We start from the raw sequence: 20733 nt of genomic DNA, 5'->3' as shown, positions 1-20733 counted from the left end.
AAAACAGTTTAAATTTTTTTACGCTACTTTAGTTTATTTTCAATACGCTTTGCTAGTACAGACACTGCATTTTCCTTTGGATTAACTTCTTGTGGCAAACTGATCAAATCAAAAGAAAATAACGTGTCTTTTATATTATACGCCGTTGTAAAGTTCAGTATCAATTTATCAAAGTTAGTGATAAGTTCATCTTTCTGATTTAATTTATGCTTTGGCATTATAATTACAGCACCATTTGAACCATAAGTATAAAATTCGTCTTCCACACTTAGATGACTGCTAAAATAATGCGTCATTGATTTTAAAATTGCCATATCTTTTATATTCACATCCACCGTCGTTTCATTACTGGTATGATAGAGAATAAATAACCCGATCATCAATTCATAGCCTTCACGAATCGCTTTTTTGACAGCATTGTAAATGGCTTGATCAATGGTTTTCGGAGATCTATCTGGGATAGATTTTGCCAGTTCAATTGCATCAATATGAAAAATGAGTTTTTGCTTGAGATACTCATCTTCAAAAGGCTTGAGGATATAATCCAACGCGCCTACTTTTATGCCTTTTACAAAAGAACGCCTTGTATTTTGACTCGTAACAATACAGATGACGATATCATCCCTTATTTCTCTAATGTGACTAATCAGTTCAAACCCATCTTCAGGACCCAACTGAACATCAATAATGACCAAATCAATTTTTCGATCCACTGAAGAAATTCTATTGATCGTCTCCATGGAAGTTGTTGCCGTTATAATTTCAATATTCGAATTATCCAACAGTTTCCTAATTCTATATGAAGTTGTCGTATTGATATCAACGACTAAAATCCCAACCATTTAAATCCCCCACAATCTAAATCCCCCACAATCATTTTATGACTTAGATTTTCGCTTGGTTTTAATGTTCTTTTCCTCTAAGCCTTCATACCCCTTTACATACAATTTCTTCTGTATGTCATCTTCAAGAAGTGTTTTTATTAGAACTAAAACCGGAACCCCTAAAAACATACCCACAACGCCAAAGGTAGCCCCACCTATAGTAACTGCTAAAATGATCCAAAATGCACTGACACCTACTGAGTCCCCAAGGATCATCGGTCCAATAACCCAGCCATCAAGTTGTTGTATAATGAGAATGATCAAAAGAATCCATAACACATTAAAAGGTGTATGCGGCGAACCAATATAAGTAATAATGCTTGCTGGAATAGCACCTAAAAATGGTCCAAAATATGGAATCATATTCGTAACACCAATAATAATGGCAATTAAAAGCTTAAATTCAAAGTCAAAAATGGATAGGACAACAAAGGATAAAACACCAATAATAAAGCTATCCAATAATTTACCCACCACAAAATCTTTAAAAATATAATGTGCTTTCTTGGAAGTATTCATAATCCAATTGGATTGTTGATCATCAAAATAAGCAAAAATTAAACGTTTCAATCTTGCAACAAGGTCATTTTTTTCCGCAAGCATGTAAACGGAAATAATTAATGCAACAACAAAAGAAATTAGGCCTGACGTAATCTTTTGAATTTCATTCATAAGCAACAAGACCGCAGTTCCAGTCGCATTGGTTAGTTTTTGAAGCATTGGAGTAAGTGCATTCACTATACTTTTTTGAATTTCATTTAAATAAATGTTATTAAAATTTTGATTAAAAATATCATCAAGATTAATATCGACATTTCCAATGGAATTTATGAGTATACTTACCGTTTCAACGACTCTTGGAACGACCAGCGCGCCAAAGAGGACGATTATTGAAATAAAAATAGCAAATGTAATAATAATAGAAATAATTCGATTGATTTTAAATTTCTTTTCAAAATAGCGTACACTGTAATCTAAGATATATGCAATAATAAAAGCGTATATCACTGGTCGAAGGCCCTGTTCCACCATGTGCCAAATTGGCGTCTTCGTCAAAACGAGAACAACAATAGCTGCAATTGCAATCAATCTTGCATAGAGATAAATATTTATATCCTTAAAATTCATTTTCCACCTCATAATGTTATGCTTATAGTATTAATATACCACATCTTTTGGTGATTATGCTGAAAATTGAATTAGAATAACATTACAACTGCATGACATGTATAAAATAAGTGAAAAGTACTATACATGAACAGGATTATGGTACTAAACAGCATTGACCCAGCTCCCCACACCTCGCCCCCAACTTTACTACTGATTTTCCCAAATGAGATCTCGAAAAGAATTTTTTGACTCAATTTTGTTATTTTAAAAAACGGTTTACATAATTTTATTATGCAAACCGCAAATGTTTTTCGCTCATTTTGAATTGTAATGTATGACCATCTTTTATAACTACCTAGTAATCTGATGCCCCTGATGGATTGCCAGTGACAATCGCAACTGAAGAAGAAGCGCCTATTCTAGTAGCACCTGCTTCAACCATTTTAAGAGCAGTGGCATAATCTCTAACAGCACCTGATGCCTTAACTTCTAGGGCATTGCCCACAGTCTTCTTCATCAATTTAACATCGGCTTCAGTTGCACCACCAGTACTAAATCCAGTCGATGTTTTCACGAATTGAGCGCCTGCAGCTTTTGAAAGCTCACAAGCTTTTATTTTTTCATCATCTGTCAAAAGACAAGCTTCAATAATGACTTTGAGAATAGCTTTGCCCTTAATGACATCGACAACAGCTTCTATGTCCTTTTGAACATACTGATATTTGCCATCCTTTAAGGCAGAAATATTGATGACCATATCGATCTCATCGGCACCATCTTCCACAGCCTTTTTAGCTTCTAAAGCTTTGATTTCACTAGTACTCGAACCTAGTGGAAATCCGATTACCGACGTTACTTTCACATCGGTCCCTTGAAGTTCTTTTGCAACCAATGGTACAAAATAAGGGTTTACACATACAGAAAAGAAATGATATGTTTTGGCTTCATCACAAATTCTGATGACATCTTGATCCGAAACATCGGGTTTTAAGATCGTATGATCAATATATTTTGCTAAATTCACAGTTTTCACCTCACCTAATATTTTACTTAACTCATATAAGATTCCTATCCAATCATATAAGTTTCCTACCCAATCGTCAAATAAAAACACGTATTTTTATTAAATGTACACAACTATTTTGTATATACAGATTCCTTTAATGAGGCAATAAAAGGCAAATTTCTATATTTTTCAGCATAGTCAATGCCATATCCAACAATAAACTCATCTGGAATCTTGTAACCAATGTATTTGACATCGATATTTGCAATTCTACGCTCTGGTTTATTCAATAGAGTACAGATTTCGATACTTCTCGGATTTCTAGATTTAAAGTTTTTAATCAAATATTGAAGGGTTAAACCCGTATCAATGATATCTTCCACTATGATGACATCTCTGCCTTCAATGCTATAATCCAAATCTTTTAAGATTTTAACAACACCTGAAGATTCTGTGGAATGCCCATAACTAGACGCCGCAATAAAATCTATTTGAATTGGAAAGCTAATCTCACGCATTAAATCGCACATGAAAACGTTTGCACCTTTTAAAACGCCCACGAGCAAGAGATCTTTTCCTTGATAATCCTCAGAAATTTGCTGTGCCATTTCTTTAACTTTCGATCTCAATACTTCTTCAGAAAAAAGAACTTCTTTAATATCATTAATCATGGTTTACTCCTTATCTATTTATAGCCATCAGGCTCTACTCACTTTAATATGATAACATAAAAAGGTATTGGAGTTTGGTTAAATTTTTATAAAATATAAATTTAGTTTGCACCTCAAAAGTCACGTGAGAAATATAAAGTCACAGTGACCAATTCGCAGTTCATCCCCATGACTGATTACGGTTTTATTCAGGATCTTTTTATTATTGACAAAAGTGCCATTTGTAGAGTTCAAATCTTCAATTAAAAATGTAGCATTTTGAGTATATAACCTTGCATGTTCTCTACTGATGGAGGTTTCATCAATACTCACTTCACAGCGTTCATCACGACCAATTAAACAGGTTTCATAATAAATCTTATACTGTACTGAAGGCTGATCGCGTGAAATCAATATGGGATGTCTCTGTACATAAGCTGTTTTTTTTAGATTCAATCCCCCCTGAGGCGATTCTGAGTGTTTAACGCTTTGATGGGATTGACGTTTTCTGATATTTTTTTTAAAGGGCCATTTCGCATAGAGATCACTTTTAAACTGTTCCACTTTGCCCTTTCTCTGTTTTGCTTGATTATTTGATGGCACTGCTGCATTCACATGAGATAGATATTGTGCTTGAAGCTCGGCAATTGAAAAATTGGATTTTAAGAGCAACATATTCATGTTGATAGAATGGCATTGCTCCAACTCCATCAATAAATGTCTAAAAAAATAAAGTTGTTGCCTTTTAACATGCTGTTCTGCTCGGTTAAAAGGCAACAACAACCAGACAAATTGATCAACGGACGGATCAAAGTAAAGTGCATCTTCTCTATAGATAAACATATCTATAGAAAGCATATATTGTTCCAATTGGAGTGTCAAAGCATCCAAGTTCTTGAGCAAAAGTAAAAATAACCTCATGTTAAATTGGCGTGTATTTATTAAGGTTTCAACGGAGACAAAATTTGAAACGTTGTACTCATATTCATATTTTTCACCCACTCGCCGCGTTTCCTTTAAATAAGCTAGAGCTTTAAGTGGCACATTCTGTTGCATTTTAAAGAAGATAGGGTCAGGCGACTGACCCCATATGACTTCTGTGTGAAATTCATTATTTGTGCTCATAGTTGAACTTCCTTTTTTAGAAATTTCATTTTTACAGTGACTTCGTCCCTAGAGATTTTCTAATCCCTTTCCGTCGATTACAGCTTTTAACCTATCAAAAACACTTTTAATAAGATCCTTAAATAAAAATGCCGCGCCAATCAAAACAGCCATCAGCACTACCATTTCAATCGTGCCAAGGCCTCTTTCATCTTTTAAATTAACACTTTTAATAGCACAATATACGCTCTTGGGCAACAAGGGCATCAAATGACTCAATAACATAAGTTCTCCTCCTATAAATTTATATTTATCATAATGGGTGTAACAACCACCACAATGACACTAAACAGTGACAACATCAGTACGAAGGTTAAGTACAAACTCGCCCTTTCTGAAGCTGTTTTGACATTTTGTAACTTTTGATCCCAGAGCTCATCGTGAAATCTCTCCATTGCCGAATACGTGTTGACACTCCCTGTTAAAAAATTCTGATTGATGAGTCTGGAGAGTTTCCAAAGATCGTGAAAATTACATTCAAGCGCGAACATATTGAGTGCATTAATTGCAGAAATCTGTTTTTCGATTTTGAGATTTAAAGCTTCAAAATTCGGGTTCTCGCTGTTGTTTATAATTGCACCCTTTACAGCGCTTTCAATGGTCATATCACATGTCATATTGAGTATAATCTCTTGAATAAAACTGGGGAGTTCTACTGCAAAGGGGTGTGGTTTGAGTTTCTTGAGTTTATGCATATATAAAAAAGCGTCTACTTTCTTATTGTAGAGTTCTAACTTAATTTCTAAGTTAGATTTAGATTTCTGCTTTTTCTTCTGCTTCAATTTACTGGTCTTTTTCTTGCCTTCCCCTTTCTTAAGCTCTATTTTTAAGTCTTTATCTTTATCCTTATCTTCATCTTCATCTTTATCCTTATCTTTTACTTTTAGCATTTTAACTTTTAGCATATTGCCTCCTATACTTCTATTTGGATGATTTTTTTAGAGATTAACTTCATGGCCACTAAAAGTGAAAATGAAAATGTCATAATCATTCGCCCAATGACTTCCGTATACAGAGGCATTAAATATTCAGGAGACATCCCTCTGATCATGAGTATAACAAGCATAGGTGCCATACAAAGAATCATTTGCTCAGTCTTCTTTTGGTATAAAATCATTTGTATTTCGGACTCTGTTTTGTGTTTGATATAGAGTTTATCCAGTGTAATACTCACGATAAAAGATTGATTGGCACCCGTCTTCATACTCTGAATTAACATCGAGGCAAATCGCTTAGTATCTCTTATCGGAAATACAGTTTCCAAAACGCCTAATAATTGTTCTTGAGATACGCCCATCCTAATGGCATTGATCAGTTTTTCAAATCGCCTCCTCATGTTGTCATCAAACGATGAATAACGATCTTTTTCATAAGAGAGAATGGCATGTTCAAAACTCATCCCAATACTTAAATTGGAATTGATATAATTCAGGAATTCTATGAGTTGAAAACTGATTTCACTGGCATAATTTCGATCATATCGCCTGCTAAATTTTATGAGGATTGCAATGACAATCACTGGCAAAGGCAGCAATAAGAAACTGTTATAAAATGATTTAATTCCCAATATATAGAATGTTAAGTCAAAAAAAATAATTCTGAAATCCTTTGACTTTAAATATTTAAAAAAGTTTTCTGACTTCATACAACAGCTCTCCTAAGTTTGTGTTTGTTGACAAGTGCCTCTTTAAAACCTATTGGATTTGGACCTATAGGTTCATAAAAATCAAATATTTTATTTAAAACATAATCTGTTTCATTTTTAATCACTTCACTGACTTCTGTAATCTTCCTTTTGCCACTTGGCAAACGCTCGATAAAAATAATAAGATCAATGGCAGAAATAATTTGACGCCGAATCAAAGTGTGATTAATTTCAGAATGGCTGGATGCAATAACTTCTAGCCGCGTAAGCATGTCCATACCTGAATTTGAATGTCCTGTGGAAAGAGAGCCATCATGGCCTGTATTCATGGCTTGTAGCATATCCACAACTTCTTCGCCCCTTACCTCACCCACAATGATCCGATCGGGCCTCATCCGAAGTGCATTTTTAATCAAATGTGAAATTGTAATGGATTGTTGATTGGTATTGGATTTCTTAACTTCAAGAGAAACCAAATTTTCATGATTTTGGATTTGAAGTTCTGCGGCATCCTCTACGGTTATCAAGCGCTCTGATGATGGAATATAATGCGTTAAACAATTCAACAATGTCGTTTTTCCAGAACCCGTACTGCCACAGATGAATATATTAAACTTGCTTTGGATACACAACTTTAAAAAATCAGCAAGCTCTCTAGAGAGCATTTTATTCTGTATGAGTTCCTCAGGGTTGTTAAAGGACTGCTTGAATTTACGAATTGTCACCACAGGGCCATTTAAAGCCACAGGTTCTATGACAATGTTAACTCTTGAGCCATCCTTAAGTCTTGCATCCATAATAGGTGTGCCCGTATTTATAGGTCTGTCAATTTCAGTGGCAATTTTATGAACTAAACTCATCAAATGATCATGATTTGAAAACTTTAAATCGATGGCTTCCAACTGTCCAGATCTTTCTACAAAAACGTTCTCAGGGCCATTGATCATAATTTCGCTGATACTGTCATCATCCAGCAAAGGTTGAATCACATCATATTTGAAGATTGTATCCCAAAGTGTTGCTTTTAAAGCCATTTTTTCTTCTATGGTGAGATGGTTTAAATTTGCAATCTCCTGATGTATGGCTTGACTGACAAAGGGTTCCTCAACTTTAGGAATTTTCTCTAATATTTTATTTTTAAGTGTTTTGATCATCTCATACGATATCATACGTCCTTCTTTCAGATACAGTCCTTAACCAGATCTGCAAATTTTTTGGATAGGCCATTAGACCATTCTTCATTCTTTTTATCAAAAGCGGATAGATAAATATCATGTAATACCCCTTGCTCATTAAAATGCCTGAGTTGTTCCACGATAGAAACATTCAATTTAGTTGGCTCTGAAGCAATAAAGATCAAGTAATCTGAAATGCTGATCAAATTTAAATCAAATTCGTTTTTAATGGGCATAAGGTTTAAAATTAAATGGTATTTATCTTTTAAAAGATCCAAAATATTGATGATTAAATCTTTTGGAGGATGCGTCATATCCATGAGAGATTTAAAGAAGTTTAATTCCAAAAAAGTATGTTCTGGGTGCTTTCTTAGATAAGGCTCAATACATTCTAAAGTCAAATGACTTTCACCGCTCAAATCAAACAACATATCTGTCTCCGTATCGGGATTAAAACTGCATATAATAACAGGATTATTGGATATTATCGCCTTTGAAAGCAAGGGGGCATACATTGCATTCACCTCATCCGAAATAATTGAGAACACTTGTTTGTTCTGTCCTTTGATCTTTTTTATAATCTCAAAGTAACTCTGGTACATGTAAATGGTATCTTTTCCCCCTGGTTCCTCTGAAAGCAAAACAATTTGATTTTTTTTAACCCATTTTGGTATTTTATCACTTAGATTTGCTTCAATGATCAGCTTGTCATCGTCTGAAATCATTATGGATTCTAAATCCCAGCAAAGACTTGCATTGGGCATATACGCTTTTACTTTATTGAAGCACAGTTCCGTATATTGAGAAGCGTAAAAATAGTACATGCGAATCCTCCTAATATTTGGTATATGCTTTATTATAGTTTATTTTACATTAATTGTAAATATTATTTTCAAAAAAAAAAGAGCCTTGAGCTCTTCTAAATTATTTAGATTGCGCCTTGCGCCCGTATGGATATTTGGTCTTAAATATTTTTTCATTTCGATGCCACAGAATAATGCCATAAATAGAGCCCACTACGATGAAAAGCAAAAGCGTAAAAATAAATTGATACAAATTAAATGCCGCATTCGATTTTGTAATCAAGTTTAAAATCATCATCATTATCCAATAGATCACATAGGTACCAAGTCCCCAACTCAAAGCCCCAAATTTGAACACAAATTTTCGTTTACCCAACGCTCTATTCGCTGGCCAATTTTCATAAACCATTTGATTGTATCTGTCTTTTCGCGTCTGATTCTTGCTCGGCATTGGAGAAATCTTTTGTTCTTTCTTGCCCATCGTTGCCTCCATTTCTTTTTTCTTTGTCGCTGTGAAGCACTCTTATTATTGTATCATGCTTATTTCCATAATGAAAGCGTTACAACGTTTGGGGCATCGCTCAATACCCCAAAACGATTTTCGCTGACGCTGTTTGAGGTTGAACATTCCTCAGCACAGCTTTCGGCTCAAATCTTGCATACAACAACATTTGGGGCATCGCTCAATGCCCCAAAACGATTTTCGCTGACGCTGCTTGAGGATGAACATTCCTCAGCACAGCTTTCGGCTCAAATCTTGCATACAACAACATTTGGGGCATCGCTCAATGCCCCAAAACGATTTTCGCTGACGCTGTTTGAGGATGAACATTCCTCAGCACAGCTTTCGGCTCAAATCTTGCATACAACAACATTTGGGGCATCGCTCAATGCCCCAAAACGATTTTCGCTGACGCTGTTTGAGGATGAACATTCCTCAGCACAGCTTTCGGCTCAAATCTTGTTGTTTTAAAAAAAAGATCGCCTAGATTTTAAGCGATCTTTTGGGATATTTTATTTTGACTTCAGACTATACTGGATATGTTTGTTGTTCTGTATCCACCAATTCACCATCAATCTTATATTTTTCAGCTTGTCTATATTTAAAGTAGTCTTCAGCAACTTGTGGGAATAAAACATATGAGAGCACATCTTCCTCTTCTTCAAGATAAGCTTTCATTTTATTGCGTTCTGTTTCAAGTTGAGGCTCTATTATATCTGCTGGTCTACAAGTAATAACTTCTTGATTGCCAATTATTTTTTCAATGATCTCCTTGGAAATTTGAACAGTTGGTTTACCGTACATACCTCTTACGTATTCCTTGATTTCCTTAGGCACCATTTTATAGCGCTCACCCATAATCACATTGAGTACAGCTTGAGTCCCAACCATTTGGCTTGTAGGTGTCACAAGTGGTGGAAAACCTAGATCTTCTCTCACACGCGGTACTTCTTTAAGGACTTCCTCAAATTTATTAAGCGCATTTTGAGCTTTTAGTTGAGAGACAAGGTTTGAAAGCATTCCCCCTGGAACTTGGTAAACCAAAGTATTGATATCCACACCTAAAATTTTAGGATCCAGTAAACCCGTTTCCAGAGCATTATCTCGAATAGGCGCAAAATATTGAGTCACTTTATCCAGTTGTTTCAAATCCAGTCCAGTGTCAAATTCAGTGCCCTTTAAAGTTGCAACAAAAGGTTCTGTAGGCGGTTGTGATGTGCCACTTGCAAATGGCGAAATAGCCGTATCAATGATATCCACACCTGCTTCAATTGCCTTAAGATAAGTCATAGAAGCAAGTCCACTTGTACAATGCGAATGAATTTCCAGTGGTACAGATATATTGGCCTTAATCGCTTTGACAAGTTTTTCAGTCTCATAAGGTGCAAGAAGCCCAGACATGTCCTTAATGCATATGGAATCTGCCCCTAATTGCTCCATAGATTTAGCCAAATCAACAAAAGTATCAATGGTGTGAATAGGACTAATGGTATATGAAATAGCTGCTTGAGCGTGTCCACCCTCTTTTTTAGTGGTGATAAGTGCCTTTTCTATATTTCTTATATCGTTTAAGGCATCGAAGATACGAATAATGTCAATACCGTTGCCTATAGATCTTTTTACAAACTCTTCGACAACATCATCAGCATAATGCTTATAACCCAATAAATTTTGGCCTCTTAACAGCATTTGTAATTTTGTATTTTTAACATGCTTACGTAATAATCTCAATCGATCCCATGGATTTTCATTCAAGTAACGCAGAGAAGCATCGAATGTTGCGCCCCCCCAGCACTCTAAAGCATGATATCCAATGGAATCAAGTGTTTCTAATATTGGAATCATCTGATTTGTCGATAAACGTGTTGCAATCAGCGACTGGTGTGCATCTCTTAATATCGTTTCCGTGATTTTAATAGCAGTCATGGTAATCCTCCTTGCTAGTTATAAAAAAATGATATCATTGCTTCGAAAAACTGTACAGTTTTTTAAAAAAGTGATATGATGTATCTAGTTTATTAATTAAGATTAATCACTAAATTTCTTAATATAATTAGGGGGTTTTCCAATGGATACTACTGATTTAAAGATTATCAAAATTCTACAAGAGGATGGTCGGGTTTCTATGAAAGAGCTTGGAACGCGTGTAAATTTAACGTCTCCAGCAGTTTCAGAACGTGTGAAAAGACTTGAAGAAAATGGCATAATTATAGGCTATACCGCTCTTGTAGATCCTAAGAAGTTAAATATGCATGTTGAAGCGATTGTTCTTGTGGGTATGAAAGTTAGTGCCCATGCAAAATTTAAGAAACTTGCTATTGATGAACCCTCTATTATAGAATGTCATCATGTAACTGGGGATGATTGTATGACTGTTAAAGTCATATGTCAAGACACGCATGAGTTAGAGCGTATTTTAGACAAAATACAAACGATAGGAAGTACCAAGACATCCATCATACTCTCCAGTCCACTTAAGAGGAAAGCAATTTTGCCATTAGAAGAAAACTTATAATATACTTCTAATCTAACGCATCATTTATGGCAAAAAAAACCTCTAGCGACTTACTAGAGGAAATAGGGGGGAAATTTATTAATAACACCTAATAGACAAGCTACTAAGTTATTCATAATATACCCCCCTTTACTATTTTTACACAGTATTCTGCCAAAATCTTTTTAACATTTTGTGAATATTCTGACTATTTTGTAAATGGTATTTATAGACGATATTGAAATTGAGTTGGTGGCTTTATGAAAAAACAAAGACAGGACAATTGGTTTAAATTAGACAATGCTGGAAAACTCTATCCTTCGATAGCCTCTTCCCGTGTGTCCACTGTTTTCAGGTTGACTGCAGTTTTAAAAATGCCTGTTAAAGCAGATCTATTACAGCAAGCACTTGGCCAAAGCGTTCATCGATTTCCCTTGTTTAACGTAAAACTTAGAAGAGGTATTTTCTGGTATTATTTTGAAAAGACAACGGAACCGCCACGTGTGCACAGAGAGCGTTATTTCCCATGTACTTCCACTGATCTGAGATATAATCAACCTTCTCCGTATAAGATCCTTTATTTTAAAAATAGAGTGCATCTTGAAATTTCACATGCCATTGCAGACGGTGCTGGAGGTTTGATTTTCCTTAAAGACATCCTCAAAAATTATCATGCCCTACTCGATGAGTCTTGCAATCCAATTGCAGAGACCCCCATTTCTAAAGAAGTACTTGCTACTTTAGAAGAAGATGCCTTTAAAAAAAATTATGAAAAAAAAATTCCGAGTCCTCAAAAACTGGAGAAAGCTTACCACTTTCCCTTCAAACTCATTGAAAAAGGAGAATATCGAATTACAAACGGAACTTACAGCGCATCGGCATTTAAGGCGTTGGCAAAGACTTATAATACCTCTCCTACAAAGATGCTTCTATGCCTTTACTTTGAAACCATTCAAGATTTTATTCGCGAAAATGAGACGGTTAGGCTCAAGGATCTCAAACCGCTTATTATCAATCTACCTGTTGATTTAAGGTCCATTTTTCCATCAAAAACCATGCGCAATTTCTTCATAAGCATCACGCCCAGCATTGATCTTAGACTCGGAGAATACAATCGCTCCGAAATATTGACATATTTGGATCATTATTTTGCGCTTTGCCTCACCCCAAAATACCTTAAAAGGTATATTTCTAGAAACTTTAAAAACGAACTTTTTTGGCATGTCAGATTGATTCCTTTATTCATCAAGGACTTAGCAATGCCTTTTATATACAATTATTATGGTGAAAGCAGTTATACCAGCAGCTTATCTAATCTAGGTGTCATCAAAATCGATGAACCCTATGCTGAAATCATTGAAAAACTAGAACTGCTCCCACCTCCAAGTGAAGGTAATATTATAAAGGCCACTGTGATCACTTTCAACGATATTACAACCATTTCTTTTGGCAGTTTAACCGATGAGCGTGTGATCGAAAGATTATTTTTTAGAAAATTGAGAAACGAAGGGATTTCTATTAAAATAGAAACAAATTATTAAGGAGGTACCCTATGGCATTTTGCAGTAAATGTGGTGTGAAGTTAGAAGATCATATAGCAGTGTGTCCTCTCTGTCAATATAAGGTCCCTGATGATCTAATCCAAACTGAAAATACACAAAAGGCTTTTCCAGAAGCTCTAAATACACACGCAAGACAAAGCTATGCGACAAAGAATAAAATTTTTTACACTTATTTTATGATCAGTATCGCTGCTATGTCCATTTTAATCGTGCTGCACTCGTTGATAAGACCGACACATCGAATTTTTCAATATGCCGTTATCTGCATCATCGCGTCAGTCATCGTCCTATTTCTATTGCTGGGTTATATTAAAAGAGTGGATCGTATTTTCCTAGGTCTTGGTCTAATGACGCTGTTTTTAACATCGATGTTGGATAGCATCGACGCAAACATGACATGGTCTCTTACCTATGCACTCCCTATCATTGTCTTCAGCACAGCGGTATCCATGATTGTTGCAAAAAAATATGCCAAGAGTGCGCACACAAATCACTTTATTTTTATACCCGTTTATATTTGCGTCACTTTGGCAATTCTCTTGCCCTTCGTTGAAATTGTCATTGCATTGAACATCATTCATAGAGTACATTTGAGTTGGTCCTTGATCTCAACCATATCACTTCTAGCCTTTTCAGGTATTGTGGCTGGTCTTTATTATCAAATGCCTGAATATATCAAAGAAAGACTCATCAGACTTTTTCATGTCTAGTGATTTCTAAAAAAAGCCTACATTAATGCAGACTTAATTGTTTGGTAAAATAGATAACTGTAAATATGAGCGCCTTTTGAATTTAAATGCACGCCATCTATTGTGAGATTTAAACCGCGTTCACGACTCAACGCGTCTGCAGCAGTCTCAGTAATATGATTATGTGCATCTTTTATAAACGCACTAAAATAACTGTCCAACAAGTAGGAGGTTTGAGATTGTGCCTTTAAATAATGATCAAATGCTTCTGCAATCTCAATTATAGTGACTTGCTCATCCACTATAGATGTACTCGTATTGAATTCATCCACTAGTTTTCGAATTTTTTGATTGTACAATGTGCGTTTGATGTTACTTATCGCCGTTAAATCTTCATTTATACAAGACAGCGTAGATACAAACAACCTTGCATTTGACAATTTACGTATGGCACGAAGTGTTGAGAGATAAGTGCCCTTAAAAATTTCAGGATCTTTGATTGGAATGCTCCCACGCGTTCTAAGTGTAAATGCAGTCATTTTAAATAAAAACTCTTCTTCTTCTAAAATGGGCAATAAAATATCATTATGACCAGCTTCAACTATAATAATATCGTAGTTGGCATCTCCTTTTAAATGCTCTAAAATACGATTGCCTATGCCAATAATTGTATCTCCACCAAGACCTAAGTTCACGAATTCACAATCTGCCATGAGTTGCTTTAATTTCTCCAGATAGCTTACCCCAGTGATCCCTTCGGAAATACTATCTCCTACGACTAATATTCTCATATATTGCCCACTCCTGTTTTAATAAACTATACATATTCAAATCTTGATAAACATTTCTAAAAAAAGCGTATTGTCTCAAACACCCTTCATATTTAAACCCATTTCTCATGACGACTTGCTCACTTGCAGGGTTGTCAGGATATATGAGCGCTTCTATCCGATTGAGCTCAAATGTTGTAAAACCCCATTTGATAATAGCTTTCAATGCCTCACCCATCAGCCCTTTATGCCAATACAAATCATTGAGTTCATAGCCCATTTCAACACGAGAAGACAACTCATTAAACCCATGAAACCCACAAGTTCCAATCAGCTTATTATTCGATTTTAAAATAAGGCCCCAGCGAATAGAGCGCTTATTTATAAAACCCTCGTTAAACCTTTCAATAAGCCATACGGCATCATTGAGCTCTGTTATTGGAAACATGCCATACTTTTCCATGACTTTTTCCTTTGAAAATATATCAAAAAAAGCTTCCAAATATAAAGGCTCAATTTTACAAAGTCGCAATCTCTCTGTCTCAATAACCGGAAAAATATCTAATGCTTCTAATCTCATCTGATTCCCATCCTAATATGATTGACTTAAAAAACCTCACTCTTCATACCTAAATCCAGTAAACGCATACGTCACATCTGTATTCAATCTATTTTTAAATTTCATATAACCTTCTATCCCTGTACAATGATTGACATAAAAGTGCTTCACATTCAAACGCTCAAATTGTTCAATATATTGATCCAGTACATTGACGATTTTGCCGTTAAAATGCATCCCGCCAGCTACAAATTCCAGTGGCGCATCCTCTAAAAGTTCTAAAGACGATTTAATGATGTTCAAAATGCCTTTGTGAGAACAACCCGTAAACAAGTAGTGCTTGTCTTTTTCAGAAATAATCATAAAAAGCTCATCTTGAAAAGGGTCCATGATATAATTTTGATCTTCTTTTACAAAAAAAGAGTCCATTGAATCAAAAGTTTCTACGTATTTATTAATATGTCCAACCAATAAAATACCTGGGGCAATTTCGACATTATCTTCTATAAAAATAAACTCATTTGGATATTCAGACAGTGGCTTTTGAAGTTCAAATCCTACAGAACTGTAATCACGTCTATATTTCTTCTCCATTGCTTTTGACTTAAGATAAATCTTAGCTGTATGGTTTACTTTTAAAAAAGACTCAAGTCCACCACAATGATCATAATGACCATGGCTTAGAACCACTAAATCCACAGTCTCTAACTCTTCATTAAGATAGCTGGCATTGTGAAGAATTGCACCTGTCTGTCCCGTATCAAAGAGTATTTTTTTACCACCTGCTTTTATAAGAAATGAAAGCCCGTGTTCTGCAGTTAATACTTCTCCATAAACGATATTATCCATTAATGTTAGAAATTCCATCAGTGACACATCCTTTTTTATAGTCTTCTATCATTTTATCATATAACAACATCTGAGTCATCTTTCGATGTCTCAAAACAAATTACGCTGACGCTGTTTGAGGTTGAACATCTCACATTACAGCCTTAGATCCAAATATTGATATTAAAAAAGACCGTTCAAAATACAACGGTCTTTTAATGTTAGATTGGTTCGTTCATATTACAGATGAATTTTGAGACTTAAAGCTTATAAATCCCAATTTGTTCATTGAGTTCAAGCATCATCGTGTTAAGTGCATCAATGCTTGCCGTAATTTCTTCCACATTTGCACTTTCCTCTTGAGAAGCCGCATTGATATTCTCAATGTTTGAAGCATTTTTATTAGAAATTGCTCGAATGGTCTCTGTATTTTTAAATACCTCAGATTGCAACTGAGTTATCAAACTGATTTTATCCTCAAGCGACATTACATTCACAAGAATTTCATTGATATACTTTTCAGTAGATGTGTACTGACTAATCGTACTTTCTATTTCTTGATTTGAATCGATAATCAATTTGTGGTTTTTACTTGTAATATCGTTAGATGCTTTTATTTCATCTAACACAGTCTTAATAATGGCATCTATTTTAGAAACCGATTGATCAGATTCTTCCGCCAACTTCCGAATTTCCTCTGCAACAACTGCAAAACCACGGCCCTGCTCTCCAGCTCTAGCGGCTTCAATAGAAGCATTTAATGCCAATAAGTTAGTCTGTCCTGCAATACTTCGGATCGTTTCTATGATGCTCAGTATAGCACCCGATTTTTCAAAGAGATCTGTCATCTTTTGGTTGAGTAAACTAAAACCTTCTTCTGTCTCTGAAAATTGTGATTTCATGTGGTTCATCTGGTTACTTGAAATCTCTGTACTTTTTTTGACATCTTCACCCTCTTGGATAGCTTTTAAAATGGAAGCAGACATTTCCGAAACATGATCTGAAAGCATTTTGCTATCTCTAGAAAGATGGGCCATATTTGAAACTTGAACCTCTATATTTTCAGTGTTTTCACCAAGTGCAGCAGTTGTCTCTTCAATCATGCCCGAAATGATGTGGCTTGATTCTTGAACTGCAACAAAGTTTTCACCTATGCTATTTGAAATATTTTTGACCTTTGAGATGAGTGCCTTATTATTCGTTTGTAACAAATTCAGTGCATCTGCCAAATATTTAAATTCACCCTTATAATCCGTGTTAATCTCTTGTGATAAATCATACTCAGCAAGTCTTTTACAATCATTTGCAAGTGTCTTAATAGGTTTCAATGATCGATTGATGAGAAATGTCAGTATGATACCGATCAAGACCAAGGCAACTGCCGTTAAAATAAGAATTGAAACAAAGGTATCCAAAGTATCTTTCGCTTCATCAGTCACATCAAAACCAGCCCCTAAATAGGCAATTATTTGATTTTGACTATCGAAAATGGGAAAATAATTTGTAAACAGAATCATGCCTTGATGTTTTTCAAATTCGCCATATACAGGTTCTTTTGTACTGGTTACTTCGTCATATGAAGAAATATAGTCTGCTTCCACTGGTTCAAAAACTTTTGATGACCCTTCTGCCTCAGTAAGTGTATCCACTAGATACGCATATCCAGAATCCGTTTTGACGGCAATTCTTAAATACTTGACGGACGCTGCGTCTTTAATAGCCATGAGGTTTTCCTTGGTAAGCACATATTTTGAATTTTCTTTATCTTTTGTCTGAATTAACTGATTGAGCGTCTCCTCATTAAACCTTACTGAAACGGCAGTATTAATGCCATCTGCAATGTTGACCATTCTTTTATTGAGTTCTTTAGTCATGGAATAATAGGTAAAACCTGAAGTAGATACAAGTAATACAAGTATCAAAAGTAGAGTGATTTTAACGATCTTTGTACTGATCTTATGCTTTGTTTTCTCACGAATCATGGTCGAACCTCCTGCAATATTTAATAACACTTATCATATTAACATAAATATTTAGAAAATTCATTAACAAATGATTAGAATATTGAGTCTTTTGTATGAACAAACTGCTACTATCAGTCCAGTTCACCTCTCTTTTCATCCCAATTCAACCTATTTTAACCTTTTTTTCATTTATTCTTCACTTAAAGGGACTTCATCTAATAGAAATTTCACCGCTGACTCACCTTTACCAAGTAATAAACCGCTGGTAACTGCAGTAAATGGTGCCACAGTCACCAGTCCAAAACTCCCTACCAAAGTATGCAAAATTTCTGATGAAACATACTTCAAATTGAAAATATTGAGTAATGGGGTTCCCTGTGCCGTGAATACCATCAAGAGCGCCATATAGCCCCCTGAGTACGCCAGCAACAAAGTCGTTGTCATAGTACCCATAACAGATCGGCCTACATTTAAACCCGATTTAACAGCTTCTTTCTTCGACAGCATTGGATTTTTTTCCATGAGTTCATGAACCGCTGAGGTAATATCAACGGCCACATCCATCAGTGCACCAGAAGAAGCTATAAAAATACTTGCGATAAAAATTTGAGTGAGCTCTAAATTTTGATATCCAGAATAAAGCAAGCTCTCGGAGTAATTCATAATGGCACCATGAATTTTAAAACGCCCCACAAACACAATTGCAAGAACTGCCGTGAGTAAAGTGCCCAAAGAGGACCCCAATATAGCTGCAAGACTTCTTCTGTCCAGCCCAAAGACCATCGAAATGATACAAATGGTCAATGTAATTGTCGCAACCAATGCAACGATAACCGGATTATATCCTAATAAGAATAAAGGAACCAACACTTTCCAAATCATTAAGATGGTCACTAAAAAGGATAAAATAGACCTGAGCCCAATTAGTCCTGAGAAACCCACCAGTGCCAATCCGAATAAAATTGCAAGTATGAGTTCAAGATTTAATCTATAGTGATCAATTATATTGACAAATTTGATGCCTGTTTCATCGTAATTGATCACGCAAAAAACTTTATCCCCAGGGATAAAGACTTTGTCAAATTCTAATTTTCCCATTAATAAATTGCTACCATCAAAGACTGTGCCTTTAAACTGCCCACCTAGAATCTCTACTTTGCAAGATTGCTCTCCCGTTTGAATAATACCAGCACTTCTCATCATACTATTATCCGTCTCAATAACTCTAGCAGGAACGCGTTCTGTATTTGGATATAAATCCTGCTGAAAAGGATTGGGGATTAGCAATAATATTATTGCTAATCCCATTGTAAAGAGTGTGGGTAAAAAATGTTTATTTAAAAAGAATATCTTCATAGCTGACTATTTGACATTTGTTAAGGCTTTTAGCTTAACAAATATATCGGTATTGTTGTAGTATCCATTGAAAAGATGCGAGCCTTTACCATTTGAAAATACAGCCACCGGAATGCCCGTATGAGAGTATGAGGTCCAACCTATACCGGATTTATTATTTAAAAGATGTGTAATGGTCACCGTAAGAGGTTCATAACCGCCATAGAGCAAAGATTCTTCTTCACTTAATTTGCGATCTGATTTTTCAATCATACTCATCTCATAAGCGCTTTTCAATTTATTGTATTCAAAATCTGATAAAACCATTTCAGCATTTTTACTTGCATCAGCATCCTTTTCAGTCATAAGGCCAAATTGTGCCTTAATATCTTTGAGAACAGTTTCAAAAGGTGTTTTATGCGTTCTATATGAAGCAACAGATTTATCAAACACTTCATAAGAGCCTTCTTGATTTGACAAATTATCTAAATATGTGCTGTACTTAGTGCCTGCAAAACCAATCGTCAAACCACCTGTTTCATGATCTCCCGTAACCACTATAAGGGTGTCGTCTGGATATTTTTCATAGAATTTAACAGCTTCTGATACCGCGTCATTAAAGGCAATCGTATCCTTAATACTTGCCATAGCATCGTTCGCATGACATGCCCAGTCAATTTTACCGCCTTCAACCATCATGAAAAAGCCGTTTTCATTATAGAGCGTATCAATGCCCTTTCTCGTGAAGTCCGCAAGGGATAACTCGCCAGCTTTTCGATCAATTTCATATGGCAGAGCACCACCCACAAGTTCTGGATTGATTGCAATTACTTTTCCAGATGCAGCGGTTAAGCCAAGTATACTCTCCTTTGTGTTTGCCACAGTGTAGCCTTTTGCCTTTGCGATATCAAGAATATCTTTCTGATCTCCTGATTTGCCGGTTTGTTGAAGGAATCCACCACCGCCAAAGTAATCAAAATCACTGTTTACAAGTTCGAGAGCAATATCATAGTAATTATTTCTCGAAGGTTGGTGTGCATAAAAAGCAGCAGGTGTTGCATGATTAATAGGTACTGAAGAAATAACACCGATCTTATAACCCTTTTGCTTTTTAAGTTTTTCTGAAATGGTTTCATATGCAATTGATTTTTGTTCATCCATGTTGATAATACCGCTTAAAGTTTTAAATCCCGTCGACATTGAAGTCGCAGTTGAAGCTGAATCTGGACAAAATGAAGATGAATCGAATGTCATAGCCGCACCTGTCACTGGGAACTCCGTAAAACCTAAATTTTTACTCTCTACCTTCTTACCTTCGTAAGCCACAGCACCAAGGTAATCATTTGCAGATGTAAACTGCGGATAACTCATCCCGTCACCAATGAATAAAAAAACATATTTTGGCGCTGTACCGCTCCAAGTGTTATCAGTAGTAATCGCTTGAGCTGTTGGATTCATATAACTCAGCGCAAACGATCCCCCAATCATAAGTGTTAACACCAATAAACTTGCGATAATTTTTTTTGATAAAATTTTCATGTTTCCTCCCTAAAAAATAAGTATCCATATTGAACATCCATATCAGTTCGGGTT

Annotated in this window: 22 protein-coding genes; 4 read left to right on the top strand and 18 right to left on the bottom strand. The window is 35.5% G+C overall.

The window, feature by feature from the left end; all coding sequences use genetic code 11:
- Positions 1-23: 23 nt before the first annotated feature.
- From ISU02_RS01945 to ISU02_RS01895, 11 genes are all read right to left on the bottom strand, one after another.
- Positions 24-842, bottom strand: a complete 819-nt coding sequence (locus ISU02_RS01945; RefSeq protein WP_194700087.1) for a response regulator — start codon at positions 840-842, stop codon at positions 24-26.
- A gap of 36 nt (positions 843-878) precedes the next feature.
- A complete protein-coding gene (locus ISU02_RS01940; RefSeq protein WP_194700086.1) occupies positions 879-2012 on the bottom strand; it encodes an AI-2E family transporter in 1134 nt (377 codons plus the stop codon).
- 337 nt (positions 2013-2349) lie between these two features.
- Positions 2350-3018, bottom strand: coding sequence for a deoxyribose-phosphate aldolase (gene deoC / locus ISU02_RS01935; RefSeq protein WP_194700085.1), 669 nt, complete (start codon positions 3016-3018; stop codon positions 2350-2352).
- A gap of 113 nt (positions 3019-3131) precedes the next feature.
- A complete protein-coding gene (gene hpt, locus ISU02_RS01930; protein ID WP_194700084.1) occupies positions 3132-3671 on the bottom strand; it encodes a hypoxanthine phosphoribosyltransferase in 540 nt (179 codons plus the stop codon).
- Positions 3672-3791: 120 nt separating this feature from the next.
- Positions 3792-4775: an FHA domain-containing protein gene (locus ISU02_RS01925; RefSeq protein WP_194700083.1), complete on the bottom strand. Its 984-nt coding sequence runs from the start codon at positions 4773-4775 to the stop codon at positions 3792-3794.
- A 48-nt stretch (positions 4776-4823) separates the two neighbouring features.
- Positions 4824-5039 (bottom strand): Flp1 family type IVb pilin, encoded by a 216-nt coding sequence (locus tag ISU02_RS01920; RefSeq protein ID WP_207736144.1) that lies wholly within the window; start codon positions 5037-5039, stop codon positions 4824-4826.
- An 11-nt stretch (positions 5040-5050) separates the two neighbouring features.
- Positions 5051-5719: a hypothetical protein gene (locus ISU02_RS01915; RefSeq protein ID WP_194700082.1), complete on the bottom strand. Its 669-nt coding sequence runs from the start codon at positions 5717-5719 to the stop codon at positions 5051-5053.
- Positions 5720-5727: 8 nt separating this feature from the next.
- The gene (locus tag ISU02_RS01910; RefSeq protein ID WP_194700081.1) at positions 5728-6459 is read right to left on the bottom strand and encodes a type II secretion system F family protein; all 732 of its coding nucleotides are present in this window, start codon (positions 6457-6459) and stop codon (positions 5728-5730) included.
- On the bottom strand, positions 6456-7628 hold the full coding sequence (locus ISU02_RS01905) for a CpaF family protein (RefSeq protein ID WP_194700080.1): 1173 nt from the start codon (positions 7626-7628) through the stop codon (positions 6456-6458). The genes ISU02_RS01910 and ISU02_RS01905 overlap by 4 nt, the downstream gene beginning before the upstream one ends.
- A gap of 11 nt (positions 7629-7639) precedes the next feature.
- Positions 7640-8458 (bottom strand): hypothetical protein, encoded by an 819-nt coding sequence (locus ISU02_RS01900; protein WP_194700079.1) that lies wholly within the window; start codon positions 8456-8458, stop codon positions 7640-7642.
- A 100-nt stretch (positions 8459-8558) separates the two neighbouring features.
- Positions 8559-8918 carry a YrzE family protein gene (locus tag ISU02_RS01895; RefSeq protein ID WP_194700078.1) on the bottom strand — a complete coding sequence of 120 codons (360 nt, stop codon included), beginning with the start codon at positions 8916-8918 and terminating at the stop codon, positions 8559-8561.
- On the opposite strand from ISU02_RS01895, the gene ISU02_RS01890 reads away from it, so the two are divergent.
- A complete protein-coding gene (locus tag ISU02_RS01890) occupies positions 8901-9410 on the top strand; it encodes a hypothetical protein (RefSeq protein WP_207736143.1) in 510 nt (169 codons plus the stop codon). The two genes, ISU02_RS01895 and ISU02_RS01890, sit on opposite strands and share 18 nt — an antisense overlap.
- A 57-nt stretch (positions 9411-9467) precedes the next feature.
- Here ISU02_RS01890 and ISU02_RS01885 read toward each other — a convergent pair whose 3' ends face one another.
- Entirely contained in the window at positions 9468-10865 is a 1398-nt protein-coding gene (locus ISU02_RS01885) for an oxaloacetate decarboxylase subunit alpha (RefSeq protein WP_194700076.1), read from the bottom strand.
- A gap of 142 nt (positions 10866-11007) precedes the next feature.
- Here ISU02_RS01885 and ISU02_RS01880 point away from each other — a divergent pair, with 142 nt between their 5' ends.
- The 3 genes from ISU02_RS01880 (at position 11008) to ISU02_RS01870 (ending at position 13705) form a co-directional block, all read left to right on the top strand.
- Positions 11008-11454, top strand: coding sequence for an Lrp/AsnC family transcriptional regulator (locus ISU02_RS01880; protein WP_194700075.1), 447 nt, complete (start codon positions 11008-11010; stop codon positions 11452-11454).
- Positions 11455-11693: 239 nt separating this feature from the next.
- Positions 11694-12974: a hypothetical protein gene (locus ISU02_RS01875; protein WP_194700074.1), complete on the top strand. Its 1281-nt coding sequence runs from the start codon at positions 11694-11696 to the stop codon at positions 12972-12974.
- 11 nt (positions 12975-12985) lie between these two features.
- Positions 12986-13705, top strand: a complete 720-nt coding sequence (locus ISU02_RS01870) for a DUF6320 domain-containing protein (RefSeq protein WP_194700073.1) — start codon at positions 12986-12988, stop codon at positions 13703-13705.
- A gap of 17 nt (positions 13706-13722) precedes the next feature.
- Here ISU02_RS01870 and ISU02_RS01865 read toward each other — a convergent pair whose 3' ends face one another.
- The 6 genes from ISU02_RS01865 to ISU02_RS01840 form a co-directional block, all read right to left on the bottom strand.
- Positions 13723-14475 carry an SGNH/GDSL hydrolase family protein gene (locus ISU02_RS01865; protein WP_194700072.1) on the bottom strand — a complete coding sequence of 251 codons (753 nt, stop codon included), beginning with the start codon at positions 14473-14475 and terminating at the stop codon, positions 13723-13725.
- On the bottom strand, positions 14450-15034 hold the full coding sequence (locus ISU02_RS01860) for a GNAT family N-acetyltransferase (RefSeq protein WP_194700071.1): 585 nt from the start codon (positions 15032-15034) through the stop codon (positions 14450-14452). The genes ISU02_RS01865 and ISU02_RS01860 overlap by 26 nt, the downstream gene beginning before the upstream one ends.
- A gap of 36 nt (positions 15035-15070) precedes the next feature.
- Complete coding sequence (locus ISU02_RS01855; protein ID WP_194700070.1) at positions 15071-15880, bottom strand: MBL fold metallo-hydrolase; 810 nt, start codon at positions 15878-15880, stop codon at positions 15071-15073.
- Positions 15881-16101: 221 nt separating this feature from the next.
- Positions 16102-17823, bottom strand: a complete 1722-nt coding sequence (locus ISU02_RS01850) for a methyl-accepting chemotaxis protein (RefSeq protein WP_194700069.1) — start codon at positions 17821-17823, stop codon at positions 16102-16104.
- A gap of 171 nt (positions 17824-17994) precedes the next feature.
- Positions 17995-19161: a YibE/F family protein gene (locus tag ISU02_RS01845; RefSeq protein WP_194700068.1), complete on the bottom strand. Its 1167-nt coding sequence runs from the start codon at positions 19159-19161 to the stop codon at positions 17995-17997.
- Between the two features lie 6 nt (positions 19162-19167).
- Positions 19168-20679: an alkaline phosphatase gene (locus ISU02_RS01840; RefSeq protein WP_194700067.1), complete on the bottom strand. Its 1512-nt coding sequence runs from the start codon at positions 20677-20679 to the stop codon at positions 19168-19170.
- Positions 20680-20733: the final 54 nt, after the last annotated feature.

Source organism: Fusibacter ferrireducens (genome assembly GCF_015352425.1).
In the GTDB taxonomy this organism is placed as follows: Bacteria; Bacillota; Clostridia; order Peptostreptococcales; family Acidaminobacteraceae; genus Fusibacter_A; species Fusibacter_A ferrireducens.
Note: the sequence above shows the minus strand (reverse complement) of the source record. Positions and strands in the feature narration are given on the sequence as shown.